This is a genomic window from Cellulosilyticum ruminicola JCM 14822 (assembly GCF_001311925.1).
Lineage (GTDB): Bacteria > Bacillota > Clostridia > Lachnospirales > Cellulosilyticaceae > Cellulosilyticum > Cellulosilyticum ruminicola.
This window is the reverse complement of record NZ_BBCG01000015.1, coordinates 1-20,086: the sequence shown is the minus strand read 5'-3', so window position 1 is coordinate 20,086 and position 20,086 is coordinate 1. Positions and strand designations below refer to the sequence as shown.

Genomic DNA, 20,086 nt, shown 5'->3' with positions numbered 1-20,086 from the left:
TATTACTTTTACCTTTTATTTATGAGTAATAATCTCATCAATTAGTCCATATTCCTTTGCTTCTTGGGCTGTCATAAAGTTATCACGATCTGTATCTCTTAAAACTTCCTCTACTGTTTTGCCACAGTTCTCTGCTAAAATACGTGTTAAACGTTCTTTAGTTTTCATCATATTTCTAGCTGAAATCTCAATGTCTGTAGCTTGCCCTTGAATACCACTTGATAATGGCTGGTGAATCATAATCTCTGCATTAGGCAGTGCATAACGTTTGCCCTTAGCACCTCCAGCTAATAAGAAAGCTCCAAAGCTAGCAGCCATCCCCATACAAATCGTTGATACATCACACTTAATGAGCTGCATTGTATCATAAATGGCATACCCAGCCGTTACAGACCCACCAGGACTATTAATATATAAACAAATATCCTTATCCGGATCCTCAGCCTCCAAAAATAATAACTGACTCACAACAGACTGAGCAGTCTCATCATTTACCTCATCACCCAAAATAATAATTCTATCCGCAAGCAATCTAGAATAAATATCATAACTTCTCTCACCCTTAGAAGTTTGCTGCACTACATATGGTACATACGCCATTGCCGTCCCTCCTTATAAATATGATAAATTAATTTTATTATAGATTTTGAGGGAAAGATTTTCAATGTGCAATATGAACAATATAAAAAGAAAAAAGCCCTAAATAATAAAGCAGATAAAATGCTTATATTATTTAGGGGCTTTACTCCTTTTAGGTACGCAATAAACAGGGTTAGTTGTAACAACTAAAAATTTAAAAGATACTAGGTTTCAATTCCTTTTAGGTACGCAATAAACTGAGTTCCCTAGAGTATTTACTAATTTCGAGAATGCTATGTTTCAATTCCTTTTAGGTACGCAATAAACCAGATTTAGAAAATGCAGATTTAGAAGAAACAGTTTTATGTTTCAATTCCTTTTAGGTACGCAATAAACATTATTAGCTTCAGCTTATAGATATGGATTTGAAGGACGTTTCAATTCCTTTTAGGTACGCAATAAACTAGAAGCAAACATTTACTAAAAGTCATAGAATGGCTCAAGTTTCAATTCCTTTTAGGTACGCAATAAACCTGATTTAGCAAGACTTACAAAATAAAAGCGAGAATAGGTTTCAATTCCTTTTAGGTACGCAATAAACTATTAATAGATCATGCGTAACTGATAAGGACAAGCAAGAGTTTCAATTCCTTTTAGGTACGCAATAAACGCATATCAAATGCTCGATACTCAAGAAATGGTTAATCAGTTTCAATTCCTTTTAGGTACGCAATAAACTTTAATGATACGGGGTTAGAAGATACAAAAGAAGAGTTGTTTCAATTCCTTTTAGGTACGCAATAAACTAAACACGAGTATACTTACATCAAATGGCATTTATGCGTTTCAATTCCTTTTAGGTACGCAATAAACCATATTTTATGTCTTGCTTAAATCTGCCTTTAAAGTTTGAGTTTCAATTCCTTTTAGGTACGCAATAAACGAATTTGGGAGCGTGAGAGTATGAGATGCAAGGATAGATGGTTTCAATTCCTTTTAGGTACGCAATAAACATGATGTAGTATATGCTTCTGATGGAGAAAGAGCATTCAGTTTCAATTCCTTTTAGGTACGCAATAAACGATTTTAACATTTTGTTGTTTAGCCAAATCTTTTACGGTTTCAATTCCTTTTAGGTACGCAATAAACATCTGAATAGACCTAACCCATTGTTTATTGTTAAAAGCGTTTCAATTCCTTTTAGGTACGCAATAAACAAAAAAATACCTATGATGACCATTTTGCCGATGTCAGTTTCAATTCCTTTTAGGTACGCAATAAACCCTAGAAATACATTGATATTACTAGGTTCCTAGTTTTTTAAACTATCCTCTAACTAATTGTATCATTTTGCATAAACCTTGTAAATACGTTATTCTGCCTTCTGTCGATGTCCTGGGATTTTGACGCTATTGGAGGTCGACAGATTTTGTATTACTATCCATATTTCTTATATAGACAGTCTTTTTATGATATTTTACACAAACCCTGTGAATACGTTATTTTCCTTAAGTCGATACCCTAGAATTTTTTTGCGCTATCGGGCATCGACAGATTTTATACTACTATATATTTTATATGAAATCCTATTTTTTAGAACAAATCAATTGTCGTTTTTGCATACTCTCTAATATCTATAGCTGGCACTGTTCCCATTTTATGTAATTCATCTAAAATCATATAGAAGAAACTTAATATAATCTCCTCATTAGTTTTTTTAATAAACTTGCCATCACTATTTCTTTTTACAAAGGAATAGTCTTTAATAGCACATCCTAAATTTATATCTTCATATTCTTCCAAGTGTTTCTGTACTCTATTTATCCCTATCCCCTCAATAGCTAAAATGCCTCCTAGAATTTTAGGTGGTTCTTTAGGTTTCTGCTCTTGATTGCCATTCATATATCCTCTTGAAGTACGATACAGGCTTGTTATACTCTTTATTTTTTTATTTGTATATTCTAAAGTCTTTTTATTTATTGATGGTTTAGAATCAAATACAGCATATACACTTTCTGCTGTAATAAACTTTTCTCCTGCCTCAGTTCCAAAGATTAATGGTGTATATAAAGCATCATAAATAATAATATCAATCTGTTCACTTACTCCGCCTTTTGAATCAAACACAAAACCTTTATCTACTTTATATCTACCTGCCAAAAAACTTCTAAAAAAATCAATCCATGCTGCTTCACAATGTTCTCCTTTGGTAACAGGATGTGATAATAAAATATCTAAATTACTCTTTAATATAGTTTCTTTCGTCTTTAGTAGTGACTGAATGTTCATTGTATCAATCTCCATATTAAGCAAATTTTATTTTCTAACCACTTTATTAATTATAGCAAACGGATTATCTTCTATCTCTTTATCTAATCCTTTGCTTTTACTTACATAATTTTTATTATATGACTCTTTCTTATTACTTTGTTTAAGCCCATTCTCATCTTTTTTATTAGATGAAAGTCTTCTAAGCCATCCAAATATATAAGCTATTTCATCCATTGTTAATCCATTAAATACCTTATCACCTATTTTTATTACTTGACCTTGTTTGGAACACTTAAGCTGCTCTTTAATAAATTTCTTATATGTTGCTTTATTTTCTCCTATTACATTACTTCCTTGTAACATAGCAAGGTACATCATTTGATGATATTCATTGAGTGGCTTTTTTTGTGATGCATAATGTTTGGCCGTATTTGCTAGAAATCCAAAGAAGCTGAGTGAGTCATATTCTTTTAAGTCTTTCATAAGACTTTCACAATACTTTAGTAATTGTTTTTTTCTCTCTATCTCCATATTGCCTCCTTAGTAAGTATCATCTATCCAATCACTTTTTACTTTTGCAAAATCATAATTTAATATTTGAGTAAGGTCAGTAATAGCTCTTTGAATCTCTTGATCTGGATGTTCCTTGTACTTAGCTGCCCACTGAGCATATTCTTCTACTTCACTGCTTATTTTAACACTGCCATAATATCCTGGCTTGCCATATCCTAATTTAGGTTGGATATCTCCCGAAAGTCCTAAAGAAAAGCATAATAACATAAGCTCTTCTTCAGTTAAGTTCATATAACTTATTTTTCCTTTAAATATTGTTTTTTCTTTCATAACCTCATGAGGCATATTACCTACTTTAACATGTTTTCCATGATGATAAAACTTATATGCCCATAGTTTTCCACCCTCTAGCATAGTAGTTTCTTTTAAATTAGGTAAGTTACTAATATGTTGCTCTCCTTGTACATAAAGAAGTTGTCCAAAATTCACCTTACCCTTTATCTTCATTGAACCAAATACATCACATACTATACAAGTTCCATTACGTTCTTCCTTATTAACACTTGTCATTAAGGGCTTTTTAGTCTTTTCATCCTTATGCTGTACACGTAAACAAGAGTGGGAAATGCTTTCTGCAATACTTCTGATACATCCTTTGATTGTACTTCCCGGAATAGCATATGTATCATTCCACTTATAAAAAGCATTGTAAATAAGTCCTTCTGGAGCTAGTTCTTTATGTCCCGAACCAACATGTAGGGGGGTGATTACTTCTAATGTAATAGGAATAACACCTGATAATTTTTCTTCTGATTTTTCTTTTCGATAAGGACGATATTCTATAAATTCTACAAAACTATAAGGCTTTGCCATTAATATTCACATCCTTATTCGTTACCTTTATCAGATAACTATCTATATTTTCCTTGCCTTCTAAGTGCTTCTCTATGTAATATCCCTTATCCTCATATCCTTCTGCTTTTTGATTATAATAACGCATGGTCAGTTTAATATTCTCAACATTAACCTCTCCAAAGCCTTTTGTTGTATAAGAACCTAATCTAATCTGTCCTATATTTAATGCTTCTAGACAATTCATTAATAACTTAATTTGATAAGGCGCAAAGTTTTTAATAATCATTTTTTCTTTAAATACACCATAACTTACATATTCTATTTCTCTTAATGACGTATTTTTGGCACCACCATTTACACGGTCAATAGCAGTCATTCTAGCTGTATCGATACGATATTCTTCATCAGTATAGGCATTTCCAAAATTTACACGTCCCTTTAATACATCTGAACCAAATAACTTACAGACCAAGCAACTTTTTTCATATCGTTGTTCCCCATTTAAACTTATATATATTTTGTTACCATTATAATCTTTCTGTTTTGTATTGAGGCAACTTCTACTCTTTTTATCATTATTGTTTCCTACTATATCACAAGCTTCTTCTAAAATACTTTCTGCATAACTTCTAAATACACCTTTTAATGAACTACCTGGTATAAAAGGTTGGTACTCATTATTTCTAAAAGCTCTAATATAAGTTGCATCTACATCTACTGGATTTAATGTTTGTTGTCCTTGCCCTGCTTGTATCAGAAGAGGTGATGCAGTTTTAATATCACATTCGATGATAGCTTCATTAATTAACTTTTTAAGCATGCTTCATCCCTCATTTCATCTTTTAATCCTTCTCTAGCATATTGTCTTAAGTTTTCTTTAGTAATTTGATAACACTCTACATTCTTAAGTTGTATTGCACCTAATCCAATAGATTTTCTGCCACCTATTTTAACTTCGCCGCTCTTTAAGTAATTAAGGCAAATCTCTACTACCTCTTTATAATCATCTTCTATATTATTAATCGTCATACAAAAGTCAAATTCAGCCCCTGCACTTATACATTCAAAATTATAATTTTTAGTAAATGCTGCTGTTCCACTATCTCTATCAATAGCTACACCATATCTTTTTTCAATAATGTATTTCCCTTTTATAGGTGCATCATTAATTTGAATTTTAGATGCCATAGCTTGTGAACCAAAAACACGACAAATAGGACATACATTATCGTATAATACTTCTCCTAATCTTTTAGGATTATCCTTAAACTTATCCTTTATCTGTCTAACTGTTTGCTCTACAATCTTGTCTTTATCCTCAGTATATCTCGCTTTGTCATCGCGTTTTTCTAAGCAAGGATTTTCTGTAACAATACAACAATTCTCATATTTTCTATCTATACTAGGTAATAAGCTTTCACAATATGTACGTAACATTCCCTTTAACGAACTCCCTGGAATGAAAGGTTCTCCTGTAATACCATTTCTAATAATGCCATTGTCTACATCTTGTGGTGAATAGCCTTCTTGGCCTGTTCCAATATGTATCGCACTTAATCCCACTAAAGTTCCTTTAATAATAATCTTATTATAAAACTTATCGAGTAAATATCTCATGCTTCTACCTCCTATCATAATTAGATGCATTATTATACTGTCCTTTTTTGCTATGTTCTTTGTTATAATTGTTTCTCTGATAAATTTACTGTTACTGCTACACGCTTCCAATATAAGTAACCAAAATATTGACTAACCCACTTTAAAGTCTCTTTATCATTACTACATCTTTCATTAATTTGATCAAGATGTTCGATTACTTTATCTGCTAAAGTTTCTTTTCCCTGTGTATTAGGTAATGGTGTTCCCCATCCTTTGCCTTGCCCTTTTACTTTTTTATAAGCCATAAATAACTTAAATTCTTCATAGCAGTCACTATTTTGTGCTATATTAGCCATATTTCTAATATTACTTGCACCCAATTCCTTAGCTCTTACTAATACTTTTGTTTGAGCTATTTCATCAATTTGTTTTAAAAGGAAATTTTTCATTTCTGTTATATCTATTTCTTTAGTTACTTCTTTTGCACTTTCTTTTGCTTCATTTAACATAGCTACACTTCCTCTCCACAATAAATTTCACATTTTCCATACCCATTTATCGTATCTAATCCAAGTGTTATACCTTTTTTATAAGCTTCGTAACATGCTTTAAAGTCTCCACTTACTTCTAAAACAATGATTCCACCCTTTGAGATTTGATAATACATTTCAGCACGATAATCATCACCATTTTTTGATGTATCATATCCTCTGTAGATTCTTGTATCAAAATATACATCCTTTATCTTGACATCTTGTTTCATTGGTAAATCTAAAGCTTCATACCACATTGCTTTATAGTCTTGCTGTGGATTTAATTGCTTTTCTGGTAAATGTACCCTTAAATCAGCTGTTAATAATAATACTATATATTTCTTATTTAAATGTTCCTTTTCAAACTGCTTTCTTAATACTTGTTCTTGCTCTTTAGAAGCTAATTGATCTTGAATATACAGTTTTAATAAATTCTGCTTATAACTTTTTGAATACGCACTGACCTTATCAAATGTTTTTTCTACTTCTATGTTTTCACCACTTATCTCTAATATACATTTGCCATATCCTGTAGAGGTATATGCACCTACACGTAAATTTCTAAACATCTTAATTTCTTCAGGCGTAATATTTTCTATCTCTCCTTCAAAGCTAAGATCTACTATACTTTCCAAGTTGAAAAGTTGCCCATCACGAGCTGTTTGTGTATATGGATTAATAGCCGTCTTGGTTTGTACTAATCTAGTTGCTTTAAATCTTCCTTCTTTAGTTCTTAAGCCTTCTACAAACTCTACACGTTTTCCACATTTAGCACAAACATCATCTTGAGTTAATAAATCAATAAATCCATGTGATTTATCCATTTTACAAATCTTACTTGTAAGAGGTGTTACCCACGTTTCTACTGGATAAAAGAATGAAAACTTAATATCTGAGAATTTCTCACATATTGTCTTGTAACAACAATCTTTACATGCTTCTTGCTCTAATGGTTCGATCCAGTTTCTTTTTTCTTTTTGCAGCCTCTTTCGGTCTACAGGACACATATCTAAAATCTTTCTTGCAAAAGCAGCTCTTATCACACTACCCTGTATGTAGTCTTTACTACTAATATAATTATTTGCTAACTTACTCCCACCAACAATTAATGAAGAGTTTTCATCTAACTTAAGCGTTACCTTTAGCTTTTCCATACCATTCTTCCTCTCCATCTAAAGTTTTTCCATTTCTACTTTTACTTCAACTTGTCCCAAACCTTTGCTTTTGCCGCTACCTATTTGGGTGATTAATTGTAAAGCGTCTATTATATCTTCCTTTTCCTGTTCATCTTTTACATAAGCAATGATTTCACCTTTGTACCTGCCACTTACAACTTCTTTACTAAATAAAGCACCATCTACACATACCCCACGTCTTCTGTCTATACGATTACACTGTCTAATTTCTATACCATGTTCCTCTTCTGCATAGAAATTATCTATATATATACTTCCTGGTGCAAATCCTTCTTTTCCAAATAACCGATTTATTTGTTCCTGACATTTATCAGCTTCTTCATTTTCCTGAAGCAACTTAAAATTATGTTTAAGTTTTCCTTTAATAGTTGTCCCTGGTATAAAACTTTTGTTTTGATGATTCCTAATAGTAAAGTTCGTCATTGTTGTTCTACTTTCATTACCCGAACTTATATTAATCGGTGATAATGTTTTAATGCATACTTTTAAGACTACTTCTTGCATAATTGTTTCCTCCTATATTTCATCAAAAGCAACAAGTCTGACCAAGGCTTATAGTTTTGTAAATATATATTAGCTGTCGTCTCTTTATTAACAATAAATTTTAAATACTCTCTTACCCCTTTATCCTTATGTTTATTTCGTTGTGCTTGTGCCTCCTTATACTCAAAATATAGATTAAACTCTTCTTTTGGCATAATCTCACTAGCATAATCATAATCATATAAACGCATTTTACTATCTTTCATTTCATCAATCTGCTTAAGTGCTTCTGCAAACTCAGTATAACTTAAAGGAAATAGTCCTTGATATGCCTCATCATTTAATACAGTTTGTCCACCTCGTATTTCTGAAATATCTATAGATCCTTCTTTAATTTTATTACCATTAGTCTTATTCTTATCATTTACACGAGTAATAACCTTTGCCTTATCTAAATTATCATGTGCAATGTTAAACAAAGCTGCCACTGGTGTTGTATGCTTACCTAAACAAATTCCTACTGACATAGTAATTTGTTTTTCAAAAGCAGTGTCAAACTTACTAATAATCTTCTCTCCTATTAAAGGTGCACAATCCGCAGGTACGATAATAAATATATCATCTCCACCTACTGCTATAATTTCAAAATAGTCCTTTTCCTCTAATACTTCAAAAACAGATTCATACACACTTTGTTTAGTAATGGCATCCGTCTTATAGCTAAAATACATCATTTCATAAATATTACTAATCTCACTTACTGCACTACCCATATTATTGCCATCTCCATAAATAACAGCTATCATACCATTTTTATCTTGAATTTGGTCTATGGTTTGAGCAATTTTAGGCTCTAATAATCGGTTTTCCTTATTAGATAATGTAGTTACTAGTGGTTCTATCGTTTTACGATATTCATCAAAATACTCTTCTTTAATCTCTTCACCTATTTGATGTTTCATACTACATGATGGACATCCTGATTCTCCTTCTATTTTAGCAATTTCATATGCCCCATCTCGTACATGACATAAATTACAATTTCCTCCCATTTTTGTTTTCATTTTTAATTCTATTAACCCACCATTTTTTCTCTTGATTGATTTTACATTTATCTGTTTAGGATTTAAATTATGTATTTTCCCTTTACTATATTTTTGTAACTTTCTATCTAAGACTTGTCTTACATCTCGATATCTATAAAGTAAGTTATATACTGATGTTTCCAAATAAGTAAATGCACACATAATAGTAAGTCCAATTTCCTCAAACTTACTTTCTAATTCTTCACAAACTTCTTTACCCTTACCCTTTGGTGCCATTATTAAGATATTTCCGCCACCACTATAAATAAGACATTCCTTAATTAAACCATTTTTCTCCGTATCTTCTAAGAACATCTCAACATATTCATTATTTAGGTAATTTACAATCCAGCTCCCGCCACGAATATCCTTTATCTTATTGTTCTCCATAAAGTAACGCTTAATTTTGTAGATGCTTCCTTTAATAATATCTACTTCTGACGCTAACCCATGCTTTTGTAATATTGCCTCAACTTCTTGAGAAGTATACTTTTCTTCTTTATTAACTGTATTTACCATAATATCTTTTATAGGAGTTGATCTTTGATTTAGCATGATATTTAATATATCTGTCTTATATATTTCTTCTCTTTTCTTATTAGAATCTAAACAAAAATTTAGACCTAGATAGATTGAAGTACATACACCTAATGAAGGATATTCTTCCTCACTTTTTTGTAATTTACTATCAAAATCCCATGGTATTTCATAATAATCCTTTAGGCTATTAACAATGTCCTTTGGATTCTTACTTTTAATTTGAGCTATCTTTTCTACATAGTTTTCCTTTTTAGGATATAGTACTCTTTTAAATTCACTCATGTAACACCTCGCTACATTATACTTTATTTAAAGTATATACATTATTTTACTTAATGTAAATATTTTAAATCTTATACGCAAATAAAGGCGAATTACTGCATTACCATATACTTACTTAAAAAGCATAGATATCAAACTAGCCAAAAAACTAATCAAACCGTTCAAGAAATTAAAAATTGCATGTTGGAATTACACTCATCATACTATACACCTAGTCCTCCTAGTACTACTGCCCCTGACACTACTAACCTCCTGATTCATTCTTCCCTAAATATCTCAAGCTTCATTGCTGATTCTTGTCTTTCGAAATTAGATTTACAAGATCAAGTCAATGCTGCTATATCTACTCACGATCTATCATTCAATAGTATTACTAGTTCCACTTGTAAATACGTATTCTAGTTTACTTTTTATATTTCTTATTATGTATTCTACTTGCTAGTATATAAAAATATATACTCCTAATAAAGGCCACTCCTTTTTGCCTTACTCTAACCTCCAGCAAAATCTCATAGTATATCATAATACAATATAACACCCCCATTCTGATAAGCAAGATATTTACAATACAGTTGATCGCTACCTTAAGGATAACAAATACTGGAAGGCTCTTGACTATATAAAAGAGGAAATACCAGGTATAACAGAAGAAAATATTCAATATTGTATTAAAAAGATAATAACTAGCCAAATAATGCCCTCAAAAAACTACTAGTTTTCGAGGTACGAACTATTTACCACTTACATACATTTGAACAGACGGTAGGTTATTCATCGCTTACAATTATACATTTAGATAGAGTTTAAGCTATAAAAAAGGTCATCTACCAATATTTAACTATTCGTAGATGACCTTTTTATATAATATCACTTAACTAAATGACATTGGGATTATGCCAGTCTTTTTTACTATTATTGTCTTTATTCCTTTTACTCTTGTTGTTAATTTCAATCCCCTGTACTAATAAGAATTAAATCAACAAAGTTTCAATTCCTTATAGGTACGCAACAAACGAGTACAGTCAGGGAGATATGGCAGACAAGATGGAAATAGTTTCAATTCCTTATAGGTACGCAACAAACGGGTAAAGACCTTTCTAAAATGAACACTTTGAAAAATAGTTTCAATTCCTTATAGGTACGCAACAAACTGGGAAATTAAAAATATTGACCACCACAAATATGAAAAGTTTCAATTCCTTATAGGTACGCAACAAACCAGATAGAACAGATATTAAAGGTAGAATGTTAGATGTTTCAATTCCTTATAGGTACGCAACAAACAATGGCAGATGATTTGTATTGCGTTAATATCAATAGGTTTCAATTCCTTATAGGTACGCAACAAACGAATAGCACAGGAACTTAGAGAAGTAAGATGGTGGTGTTTCAATTCCTTATAGGTACGCAACAAACCCTATCAACGCATTGATATTACTGGGTTTCTAGTTTTTTAAACTATCATCTAATTAATTGTATCATTTCCTACAACCCCTGTAAATGCGTTATTTTGTTTTCTGTCGATGTCCCGGTATTTTTGCATGATTGGACATCGACAGATTTTGTATTATCATCCATATTTCTTATATAAAAAGTTTTTGTCCGCCTTTTTCTTGTCCTAGTATTTCTTTCTTGGTATATGCTTTACTTCTTAAAATATAAAAGATTACGGAATCCTCTTTTGGATTAATCTTCTTTTTTATTTTATCCTTCAAAATCTTAAAGCTAGCTTCTGATATTTCACCTTCAAACACAGAATTTTGAATCCACGTAAGATATTCTCTAGCTATTTTGAGTACCTTCGCTACTCGTTTTTCGTTAATATCGTATACTAATATAACAAACATATCGTCCTCCTACCATGCACTTATAAATGGTTTATATTCTTGTTCTTCCATAAAGTGTTTCTGCAATTTATATAACTCTAATCTAATAAGTGTGCGATATGAAACTTGCCTATTTAACTTTTTATGCATAATTGTTACTTGTAAACGTTCTTCCCATTTTTGTATAAATATCTTTTTCCCCTCTTCATTTAACAACACACCTTCTACTGTATGACTAAAATGCTTAGGTTTTAACATTTGTTAGATATTAAACTAAATATAACACGATCTACTAATACAGGCTTAAATATTTCTGCTACATCTAAATTAAGCGTAAAACGTCTATTATTTGTACTATGTAAATACCCAATTCTAGGATCAAGATGCGTATTATAAATCTCACTTAATACACAATTATACATTAATGTATTTCCAAAGCTTATTAAACTATTAAGCCGATTTTGAGGTAATCTTTTTGTACGCTTATCAAAGCTAAAATCTTTATTTTCTAAGATAATATCAAATGCACTATAATATGTTTCACGAATCTTGCCTTCTATTGCCATCATTTGTTCTATTTCTAATCTAGGTTCTAGTGTTTCTAATAATACTTCTATCTTTTCCTTTATCTTCAATACATCCTTACCTCTTGAATAATAATACTGCAATACTTTAAGTATATTTTTAGCACTCCCCTCAATAAATTTCTGAGCAAGTACCTTTCTTTTATTTTCATCTAAATAATGTGCCGCTTGATTTAAAATCATATAACCAGAATTATAATGTTCTCTCGGATAATAGCTCCCTGTATAATACTCGTAAAAATTATAGAAATGCACTATCACTTGATGCTTTGTACATAATTCTAACGCCTTTTTTGTTATATTTACCTCTCCTATTATGTATAACTCTTTTATATCATTAATAGGTATATAACGACTCTCCTCTTCCCCTTCTAAATAAAGCGTATTAGCCTTACGTTTTAATTCTCCCTTACTCATAATATAAACTATTTGTTTCATATTTTCCCCCTTATGCATAACAACATTCACAATAAGAACACTTCATACAACACCCTGTCCATCTAGGCTGAGGTGGTCTTTCTTGAGATATAATAGCTTTACATTCTAACAAAGTTTGCTCAACCTTATGCATTTCTTCTTCATCTAAAATAACTGACTCGACCCTTTTTTCTTCTGGAAACTGTAATTTTCCCTCTGCTTCTATTCCCTGTTGCTTTAAATCATATAAATAATACAAAAGCTGCATTTTAGCACTTTCTATACATTTAGAACTTTTCTTAACTTCCCCAATAATCAATTTCCCTTCTTTATTTTGAACTGTATCAATTACATTATCTCCAAAGGCTTTTTCCTTATCATGCTTCTTTGATAAGCCTGCTCATGAATATATAACCCTTCTCGCAGCAAGTCATTATCCTTATCACCACTAATGCCATGTGCCCCCATCCAAGCTTGTCTAGGACACACCATATAACTATTTAATATACTCCCCGTAATATTCACCTTAGCATCTCCTTTAACTTCAAATTCTAGTTAAGTTATTTCCTAAGTTGAATATTTTTATACATGAGTTTAATAAATATTTCAAAAAATAAAGCCACTAAGTATATTACTTAAAAGTCTAATATACTTAGTGGCTTTCCATTTTAATTCCTTATAGGTACGCAATAAACGGTTGACTTAGTACTTAAGGAGATTAGCAAACTTAATAGGGTTTCAATTCCTTATAGGTACGCAATAAACAGGTAACGCATATGGAATGGGTTTTTTATACAAAAGCAGAGTTTCAATTCCTTATAGGTACGCAATAAACCTGTATCAGTTAAAGTACTTGCTGTATTACCATTTGGTTTCAATTCCTTATAGGTACGCAATAAACACGAAGATGATGAGGATGATGAAGACGACGAGGACGAGTTTCAATTCCTTATAGGTACGCAATAAACAAAGTGTAAAAGGAGAGATTTAAATGGGTATGGTCACGTTTCAATTCCTTATAGGTACGCAATAAACTCAAAATGTGCTACAGTCACAGATAGACTATATGCGTTTCAATTCCTTATAGGTACGCAATAAACTTTGAAAATGGATGTTTTGGTGTAGCAGTAGAAGATGTTTCAATTCCTTATAGGTACGCAATAAACTGTTAGACATTTCGGTGGCTATGCTGGTGAAAGATATTCGTTTCAATTCCTTATAGGTACGCAATAAACAGAATTTGTTGAAGAGGGAACTAAATCAGATGAGAGAGTTTCAATTCCTTATAGGTACGCAATAAACAGAAGAGGATATAATTTATGGGTGTAAATCATCACACCTGTTTCAATTCCTTATAGGTACGCAATAAACTTCTATGATGGTGTTACTCTACACAATGGAAGAAAAGTTTCAATTCCTTATAGGTACGCAATAAACTGCAAGTATATATAATATAGAGTATATTAGTGCTATACTTGTTTCAATTCCTTATAGGTACGCAATAAACAGAAATTGAGATTGAGTCAACTTCTCATAAACCATTAAGGTTTCAATTCCTTATAGGTACGCAATAAACTAAAAATGCAGTAGTGTGGGCATTATCGCAAAGACCCTTGTTTCAATTCCTTATAGGTACGCAATAAACGGTACATAAAAAATAAGAATTTGTGAGGAGTGAGAGAAGTTTCAATTCCTTATAGGTACGCAATAAACGGAGAAATTCAAATGATTGTTACAGAGGCGCTAATAAGAGTTTCAATTCCTTATAGGTACGCAATAAACCCTATCAACACATTGATATTACTGGGTTTCTAGTTTTTTAAACTATTATCTAATTAATTCTATCATTTTCTATAAACCTTGTAAATACGTTATTTTGCCTTCTGTCGATGTCCCGGCATTTTAACACTACTGGAGGTCGACAGATTTTATACATTAGTACATATTTATTATTTCTCACATAAAAAAGCAGTTCCAGTTTGCTTATTCTTACTGGAACTGCTTTTATTTGCCCGCTTTAATCAGCCCTGAGAGCTTAAACTTTTATAAGTTACTTAAGTGCTTAGGAAATTTGCCTTCCAGCCTTACTTACCTTACCCCTCAACTTTTGGTAGGTATGGCTGGAAGGCAAATTCTTTGTGCTGTGTAACTTTTCCTAAAATTTTACTTTCTAAGATATTATCACTTCATATACCACTTATAACTTAGGTTCTCACATACATTGGTTCATAAACTACACCTTCAATAGAAGCTAGTGCTGCTTTTCTTACCTTTTAAATGGAATGACCTTATTATTTGTTCCAAATAAATTTCTAGCCTTATAATTATTAATCATGACTTCTTTGCTATCTTCTACTGCTTTTATAAGGGCCTTGCTCTTTGTTAATCTGGCCTGTTGGTCTATTAGTTTTAAGTAGTCTATCAAATCTTGTGGTAGTTGTTCTAATGCTTTTAGTCCTTCTTCATGGCCTAAAGGAATTACTTGTGTAAGGATTTGTTTCATGCCTTCTGGTGTCCACATCCCTGGTCCTTCACCAGCTACTTGCCATAGTGCACTTATTACTTCTGCTAGGGTATTACCACATCGGTCTTTTTCTTCATTTGTCCACTTATATCTAGGTGCTCTTCCTAAAAAATCATTTATACTAGTTACTATAAAGCCTTCAATCATTTGATCCATAAATTCTTCATCACTTTCAATATCTTCATAGTCCTCTAGATATTCATTAAATTCATCCAAACTCATTTCATCATTTCCATTGAAGTCATTGAATTCACTAATTTCCATAATCATCTCTTCTACTATTTCACTAATGATTGATTCTACCTCACCTTTTCTAAGTATAATACCTGTTTTTTTACAGAAGTCAGCAAATAGTTGATACGTAGCTTCTTCATCTACAACAATTTCTTTTGGTCTTTCCCCTATACTTATCATATGCTCTGCATATTGTTTTAAAAGATGTGGTCCTCTTCTACTAAACTGACCTTCTGTTTCCACATCTCCAACGATACTCATATGTTCTATTTTTTCTAGTTTATGATCATAAAACAGCATATTTGAAGGGTAATATATATCATCCTCTCCTTTTACTCTTACAGGTAATACGAATTGTTTACAGCTTATTACTGCGTTACTTTTCTTAAGCCTTTTAATGCCTTTAATAAGCATGTCATTGCTAAATATATAAGGTCTGATGCAGTTCATTTCCTTTTCGAAATCAAACGGACGCCAACTTCTACGAGTTATTGCTTCTCCATCAATGGTTTCTGTATAAATATACAAAATTTGTTTTGCTTCTGTAATTGGTTCAATAACTAATCTACCTGCTTTTACATCTTTCGCTACTTGTGTAGCTTGTGTTAAAGCATAACTTAAAAATCTGCTGTTCCAACCATCTTTTATTTGTCTTTCTTTCTTACCTGGCCTAAATTCTCGACATACTGGCCAAGCATTTTTACCACGAAATCTTAAATCTAATAATCTTAATACAGCTAGGTCTCTTTCTTCAAGGAAGTCCTTATCCTCAAAGCTACATGCTAAAGCAGCTTGAGAAAATATATGCTTTATTGCCATAAGCCTTGAATGTATTTCATTGGCTTTAATTGTGTGAAAATCAAAAATTGCTTGCTTTCCTGCCTCTCCTAAATAGACGTTTAAACTTATATGCTCCCCCATTTCTCCTATGATTGAGCACCAGCCTACTTCATGTGTTTCAGGGTCTTCTACTGCAAATACTTGTTCCTCTGACATCTTTTCCCAAGGTTTTGCCTTTTTATAGGCTACAACATTTTCAAATAGTTTTTTTAATTCTTCCACGTTTATTTCATTTTTTACTGTTCTTCTTGGCATTCTTCTCTCCAATCTTTACTTTATATTAATCAATTTATTGAGTTCATTAAATACCTTTTTAAAATTCTTTTTTAACACATTTTATATATACTATACACCTTATAATATCTTATTTTATTGTATTTTTAAATATTTTATTTGTTTTTATATTATAATCTATCCTTTTTCTTCTTATACCTTCTTATATTTTTTCTTTTATATGTTATACTACCTTTATATTATTTATAAAGAGGTAGAAATATGGAAAGTTTACGTGGTGTAGTAGAGCGTATTACCTATGCGAATGAAGATACAGGATATAGCGTAATTAAAGTAAAATCAAAGGGGTTTATGGATTTAGTAACAGTTGTAGGCAGTATGGCTTCTGTCAATGTGGGGTCTGTGTTATATATGAAGGGTTTTTGGACGCATAATGCTAAATATGGAAGACAATTCGAAGTTAGGGAATGGGAAGAAACTTTACCTGCTAGTATTTATGGGATTGAAAAATATTTAAGTAGTGGACTTATTAAAGGTATTGGTCCTGTTTATGCTAAAAAAATTGTTAATTTATTTAAGGAGCAAACCTTAGAGGTTATAGAAGAAACGCCTGACCGCATATTAGAAGTTCCTGGCATTGGGAAGAAACGTGTAGAAATGATTAAAAAGGCTTGGCAAGACCAAAAGGAAATAAAAAACATTATGATTTTCCTCCAATCTTATGGTGTCTCTACTTCTTTTGGCAGCCGCATTTATAAATATTATGGTAATGAAAGTATTGATATTGTTCGTGAAAATCCCTATCAGCTAGCAGATGATATTTATGCATTGGTTTTAAACCGCCGATGGGTTAGCCAGTAAGTTAGGCATTGAAAAGGATTCCTTTAAACGTTGTCGTGCAGGAATATTTTTCACTTTAAGTGCCCTTTCTGAAGAAGGTCATTGTTATGCAAGCAGTGAGCAGCTTATTACTAAATGTATTGAAATATTAGAAGTTGAAGAAAGCAAAATTGTAATGACTTTAGATCATCTTATTGCCGAAAAGGAACTGATTAAAGAAGCACCTGATATGATTTACTTACCACCTTTTTATTTTAGTGAACAAGGCGTGGCGAAGCGTCTTAAACAAATTATGCAGTGTAAATCTCATAAACAAGTAAAGTCTAGTACCGAAGTCATTGCTGAGTTAGAAAAAAAGATGGCATCACTTATGATGACATTCAGCGCCAAGCTATTATGCAGGCAGAATTTTCTAAGGTCATGGTCTTAACGGGAGGGCCTGGTACAGGAAAAACGACCACGACTCACGGTATTATTAGCTTATTTAAAGCCTCTCATATGGATGTCCTCTTGCTGCGCCTACTGGTCGTGCTGCTAAACGAATGAGTGAAGCTACTGGCCTAGAAGCTAAAACGATTCATCGCCTCTTAGAATGTAAACCACCAGAAGGTTATAAACGGAATGAAGATCATCCTCTTGAAGGAGATGTGCTTATTATAGATGAGGCTTCTATGATTGATATTATCTTAATGTATAACTTACTTAAGGCAATTCCTGATCATATGATTTTAATCATCGTAGGTGATATTGACCAACTGCCTTCTGTAGGTGCGGGCAATGTGCTTCAGGACATTATTGCTTCTAATGTTATTCCAACGATTAAATTAGAGCGCATCTTCAGACAGGCTATGGGGAGCCAAATTATTACAAATGCCCATAAGATTAATAAAGGAGAATACCCTGTACTTAAAAGTGGTAAGACAAGCAATTTCTTTTTTATAGAACAAGAAACCAATGAAGATGTCTTACGTACTATTATCAGTCTATGTACAGAACGTCTACCTAAATATTATCAGGTGAACCCTATTAAAGATATTCAAGTGCTCACCCCTATGCAACGTTCTGAAACAGGTGCCGCACATTTAAACACTGTTTTACAATCTGCACTAAATCCTACATCGTTATGCCTTAAACGTGGTGCCACCGAATATCGCTTATATGATAAGGTCATGCAGCTTCGCAATAACTATGATAAAGAAGTATTTAATGGGGATGTGGGCTTTATTTGTGCAATTGACTTGGATGTTAAAACATTAAAAGTTAATTTTGATGGACGTGAAATAGAATATGAAATTCTGGAACTAGATGAACTGGTTCTAGCTTATGCTACAACTATTCACAAAGCACAAGGTAGTGAATATCCTATCGTCATCATGCCATTTACCTTTAGTCATTATGTGATGCTCCAACGCAATCTACTTTATACTGGTATTACTCGTGCCAAAAAAGTAGTCGTTTTAGTTGGCAACCGTAATGCCATTTATATGGCAGTTAAAAATATGAGCGTCAAAAACCGTAATACGCTTCTATGGCAGCGTTTATTAAGCTAAAAAGGCACCAATACATTACATTAAATGCATGATGTATTGGTGCCTTTTATTTATATCCTAAAGATGCGAATTGATTGGCTTGGCAGTCATATCTTCTAAGGTTGTAACGATTTCTTCGGAGCTGGCTGCTTGTTGTTCTGAGATGGCTACTAGGTTCATTTTTTGAAAGCCAAAATATTCCACTAGCGACTTTTATTTAATATATTGCATGCAGCCGAAACCTTGCGCATTTTTTCCACCTAATCCTGCTTCTAATGCTAGTTGTAATAATATAGGATGTCCCTGTAATTTAAATTTCCCATTAAAGCCTACAATCACAAAACCTTTATAATACACTATGGCTTTACTAAGCATTTTAGGTTTCACTACTGTAATTCTAAAATCATCTTCTTTAAATTCCACCACCTTTAAACTTGGATTCATTTCCACAATAGAATTATATTTTTTAATCAAATTTTGACGTAAAATCCTCTCAAATTCCATATCCTCCGGTCCATAATATTTTGTCTTTTTCTTTTCTTCTTCTAAAACGGTGTTATAAGCTACAATAGGTGATAAACTTCTTACTACAATCTCCTCGCCTACTAACGGTTCTTCTTCTTTACTAATACTAATGATTCTCACTTCATTATGTCCTAGTCGCCATACTTTGCTTGGATTTCTTAAGCCTTTTTCTATACATTCTATAAACTTTACCTGACTACTAGAAATCACAATTTTAACCTTACTTTCAAAAATCATTTCTTTCTTATTAGCCGTTAATGTATATTCTCCTATAAGCTTTGAGAAAGTAAAGAGCTTAAAGTTTCTCCCCTCATATACATACCCAATATCATGAATAAATTTCTGATATGCTTCATCTTCAATCCAATTTAAAATAGCTGCTTGTATAATATGATTGTAATGTGTGGGTAAACTAATCTTTTCTTGACTTCCAAATGTTAAATATAGTTTCATAATATTTCCTCCTTTTGTTCTTCAATCTAACCTTCTTTTAATTTACGAATTTATTTTGCTTAAATCTACAAATTTGCAGCTTAATTATTGTCAGAATTTTTGATATTTTTTTTCGTTTTATTATACCAATAATTAATATAATAT

Annotated in this window: 19 protein-coding genes, 1 pseudogene and 3 CRISPR repeat arrays; of the genes and pseudogenes, 3 read left to right on the top strand and 17 right to left on the bottom strand. The window is 31.9% G+C overall.

Going from position 1 to position 20,086, the window contains the following annotated elements:
- Positions 1 to 15: 15 nt before the first annotated feature.
- From clpP to JCM14822_RS07155, 16 genes are all read right to left on the bottom strand, one after another.
- Positions 16 to 600 (bottom strand): ATP-dependent Clp endopeptidase proteolytic subunit ClpP, encoded by a 585-nt coding sequence (clpP, locus tag JCM14822_RS07220; RefSeq protein WP_054741002.1) that lies wholly within the window; start codon positions 598 to 600, stop codon positions 16 to 18.
- 138 nt (positions 601 to 738) lie between these two features.
- A CRISPR array of direct repeats spans positions 739 to 1,862; the repeat unit is 30 nt; unit sequence GTTTCAATTCCTTTTAGGTACGCAATAAAC.
- Between the two features lie 310 nt (positions 1,863 to 2,172).
- Entirely contained in the window at positions 2,173 to 2,868 is a 696-nt protein-coding gene (locus JCM14822_RS07215) for a DUF6602 domain-containing protein (RefSeq protein ID WP_054741000.1), read from the bottom strand.
- 27 nt (positions 2,869 to 2,895) lie between these two features.
- Entirely contained in the window at positions 2,896 to 3,381 is a 486-nt protein-coding gene (locus JCM14822_RS07210) for a hypothetical protein (protein WP_054740998.1), read from the bottom strand.
- Between the two features lie 9 nt (positions 3,382 to 3,390).
- Positions 3,391 to 4,236 carry an RAMP superfamily CRISPR-associated protein gene (locus tag JCM14822_RS07205; protein ID WP_054740995.1) on the bottom strand — a complete coding sequence of 282 codons (846 nt, stop codon included), beginning with the start codon at positions 4,234 to 4,236 and terminating at the stop codon, positions 3,391 to 3,393.
- Complete coding sequence (csx7, locus tag JCM14822_RS07200; protein ID WP_054740992.1) at positions 4,220 to 5,038, bottom strand: type III CRISPR-associated RAMP protein Csx7; 819 nt, start codon at positions 5,036 to 5,038, stop codon at positions 4,220 to 4,222. Before csx7 (JCM14822_RS07200) ends, JCM14822_RS07205 begins: the two co-directional genes overlap by 17 nt.
- Positions 5,023 to 5,835, bottom strand: coding sequence for a type III CRISPR-associated RAMP protein Csx7 (gene csx7, locus JCM14822_RS07195; RefSeq protein ID WP_054740990.1), 813 nt, complete (start codon positions 5,833 to 5,835; stop codon positions 5,023 to 5,025). The genes csx7 (JCM14822_RS07200) and csx7 (JCM14822_RS07195) overlap by 16 nt, the downstream gene beginning before the upstream one ends.
- Before the next feature lie 62 nt (positions 5,836 to 5,897).
- The gene (locus tag JCM14822_RS07190) at positions 5,898 to 6,326 is read right to left on the bottom strand and encodes a hypothetical protein (protein WP_054740989.1); all 429 of its coding nucleotides are present in this window, start codon (positions 6,324 to 6,326) and stop codon (positions 5,898 to 5,900) included.
- 2 nt (positions 6,327 to 6,328) lie between these two features.
- Positions 6,329 to 7,504 (bottom strand): hypothetical protein, encoded by a 1,176-nt coding sequence (locus JCM14822_RS07185; protein ID WP_054740987.1) that lies wholly within the window; start codon positions 7,502 to 7,504, stop codon positions 6,329 to 6,331.
- A gap of 18 nt (positions 7,505 to 7,522) precedes the next feature.
- A complete protein-coding gene (locus tag JCM14822_RS07180) occupies positions 7,523 to 8,050 on the bottom strand; it encodes an RAMP superfamily CRISPR-associated protein (RefSeq protein ID WP_054740985.1) in 528 nt (175 codons plus the stop codon).
- Complete coding sequence (locus JCM14822_RS07175) at positions 8,038 to 9,936, bottom strand: Cas10/Cmr2 second palm domain-containing protein (RefSeq protein ID WP_054740984.1); 1,899 nt, start codon at positions 9,934 to 9,936, stop codon at positions 8,038 to 8,040. The genes JCM14822_RS07180 and JCM14822_RS07175 overlap by 13 nt, the downstream gene beginning before the upstream one ends.
- 984 nt (positions 9,937 to 10,920) lie before the next feature.
- Positions 10,921 to 11,352: a CRISPR direct-repeat array (repeat unit 30 nt; unit sequence GTTTCAATTCCTTATAGGTACGCAACAAAC).
- Between the two features lie 167 nt (positions 11,353 to 11,519).
- Complete coding sequence (gene cas2 / locus JCM14822_RS07170) at positions 11,520 to 11,783, bottom strand: CRISPR-associated endonuclease Cas2 (protein ID WP_054740981.1); 264 nt, start codon at positions 11,781 to 11,783, stop codon at positions 11,520 to 11,522.
- A 9-nt stretch (positions 11,784 to 11,792) separates the two neighbouring features.
- The gene (locus tag JCM14822_RS23100; protein WP_306307310.1) at positions 11,793 to 11,978 is read right to left on the bottom strand and encodes a hypothetical protein; all 186 of its coding nucleotides are present in this window, start codon (positions 11,976 to 11,978) and stop codon (positions 11,793 to 11,795) included.
- Positions 11,979 to 12,013: 35 nt separating this feature from the next.
- Positions 12,014 to 12,784, bottom strand: a complete 771-nt coding sequence (gene cas1b / locus JCM14822_RS07165; RefSeq protein WP_306307309.1) for a type I-B CRISPR-associated endonuclease Cas1b — start codon at positions 12,782 to 12,784, stop codon at positions 12,014 to 12,016.
- Positions 12,785 to 12,794: 10 nt separating this feature from the next.
- Entirely contained in the window at positions 12,795 to 13,112 is a 318-nt protein-coding gene (locus JCM14822_RS07160) for a Dna2/Cas4 domain-containing protein (protein ID WP_083461312.1), read from the bottom strand.
- Positions 13,112 to 13,288, bottom strand: a complete 177-nt coding sequence (locus JCM14822_RS24900) for a Dna2/Cas4 domain-containing protein (RefSeq protein WP_083461311.1) — start codon at positions 13,286 to 13,288, stop codon at positions 13,112 to 13,114. Before JCM14822_RS24900 ends, JCM14822_RS07160 begins: the two co-directional genes overlap by 1 nt.
- Positions 13,289 to 13,428: 140 nt before the next feature.
- A CRISPR array of direct repeats spans positions 13,429 to 14,545; the repeat unit is 30 nt; unit sequence GTTTCAATTCCTTATAGGTACGCAATAAAC.
- 484 nt (positions 14,546 to 15,029) lie between these two features.
- Complete coding sequence (locus JCM14822_RS07155) at positions 15,030 to 16,616, bottom strand: DUF7309 domain-containing protein (protein ID WP_054740977.1); 1,587 nt, start codon at positions 16,614 to 16,616, stop codon at positions 15,030 to 15,032.
- 240 nt (positions 16,617 to 16,856) lie between these two features.
- Between JCM14822_RS07155 and JCM14822_RS23095 the strand changes: the two genes are divergently transcribed.
- From JCM14822_RS23095 to recD2, 3 genes and pseudogenes are all read left to right on the top strand, one after another.
- Positions 16,857 to 17,456 carry an ATP-dependent DNA helicase gene (locus tag JCM14822_RS23095; protein ID WP_306307308.1) on the top strand — a complete coding sequence of 200 codons (600 nt, stop codon included), beginning with the start codon at positions 16,857 to 16,859 and terminating at the stop codon, positions 17,454 to 17,456.
- Positions 17,457 to 17,610: 154 nt separating this feature from the next.
- Complete coding sequence (locus JCM14822_RS23090; protein ID WP_306307307.1) at positions 17,611 to 17,865, top strand: hypothetical protein; 255 nt, start codon at positions 17,611 to 17,613, stop codon at positions 17,863 to 17,865.
- Positions 17,832 to 18,985, top strand: a pseudogene (recD2, locus tag JCM14822_RS25385) (SF1B family DNA helicase RecD2). Before JCM14822_RS23090 ends, recD2 begins: the two are co-directional and overlap by 34 nt.
- Before the next feature lie 192 nt (positions 18,986 to 19,177).
- Here recD2 and cas6 read toward each other — a convergent pair.
- Positions 19,178 to 19,942, bottom strand: a complete 765-nt coding sequence (gene cas6, locus JCM14822_RS07145; RefSeq protein ID WP_054740975.1) for a CRISPR-associated endoribonuclease Cas6 — start codon at positions 19,940 to 19,942, stop codon at positions 19,178 to 19,180.
- Positions 19,943 to 20,086 lie beyond the last annotated feature (144 nt).

Coding starts and splice junctions, on each gene's coding strand:
- JCM14822_RS07175 (WP_054740984.1), bottom strand. CDS start 9,936: ATGAGTGAATTTAAAAGAGTACTATATCCTAAAAAGGAAAACTATGTA.
- cas6 (WP_054740975.1), bottom strand. CDS start 19,942: ATGAAACTATATTTAACATTTGGAAGTCAAGAAAAGATTAGTTTACCC.
- clpP (WP_054741002.1), bottom strand. CDS start 600: ATGGCGTATGTACCATATGTAGTGCAGCAAACTTCTAAGGGTGAGAGA.
- JCM14822_RS07205 (WP_054740995.1), bottom strand. CDS start 4,236: ATGGCAAAGCCTTATAGTTTTGTAGAATTTATAGAATATCGTCCTTAT.
- JCM14822_RS07215 (WP_054741000.1), bottom strand. CDS start 2,868: ATGAACATTCAGTCACTACTAAAGACGAAAGAAACTATATTAAAGAGT.
- JCM14822_RS23090 (WP_306307307.1), top strand. CDS start 17,611: ATGACTTTAGATCATCTTATTGCCGAAAAGGAACTGATTAAAGAAGCA.
- csx7 (WP_054740992.1), bottom strand. CDS start 5,038: ATGCTTAAAAAGTTAATTAATGAAGCTATCATCGAATGTGATATTAAA.
- cas1b (WP_306307309.1), bottom strand. CDS start 12,784: ATGAAACAAATAGTTTATATTATGAGTAAGGGAGAATTAAAACGTAAG.
- JCM14822_RS23095 (WP_306307308.1), top strand. CDS start 16,857: ATGGAAAGTTTACGTGGTGTAGTAGAGCGTATTACCTATGCGAATGAA.
- JCM14822_RS07210 (WP_054740998.1), bottom strand. CDS start 3,381: ATGGAGATAGAGAGAAAAAAACAATTACTAAAGTATTGTGAAAGTCTT.
- csx7 (WP_054740990.1), bottom strand. CDS start 5,835: ATGAGATATTTACTCGATAAGTTTTATAATAAGATTATTATTAAAGGA.
- JCM14822_RS07190 (WP_054740989.1), bottom strand. CDS start 6,326: ATGTTAAATGAAGCAAAAGAAAGTGCAAAAGAAGTAACTAAAGAAATA.
- JCM14822_RS07185 (WP_054740987.1), bottom strand. CDS start 7,504: ATGGAAAAGCTAAAGGTAACGCTTAAGTTAGATGAAAACTCTTCATTA.
- JCM14822_RS07180 (WP_054740985.1), bottom strand. CDS start 8,050: ATGCAAGAAGTAGTCTTAAAAGTATGCATTAAAACATTATCACCGATT.
- cas2 (WP_054740981.1), bottom strand. CDS start 11,783: ATGTTTGTTATATTAGTATACGATATTAACGAAAAACGAGTAGCGAAG.
- JCM14822_RS07155 (WP_054740977.1), bottom strand. CDS start 16,616: ATGCCAAGAAGAACAGTAAAAAATGAAATAAACGTGGAAGAATTAAAA.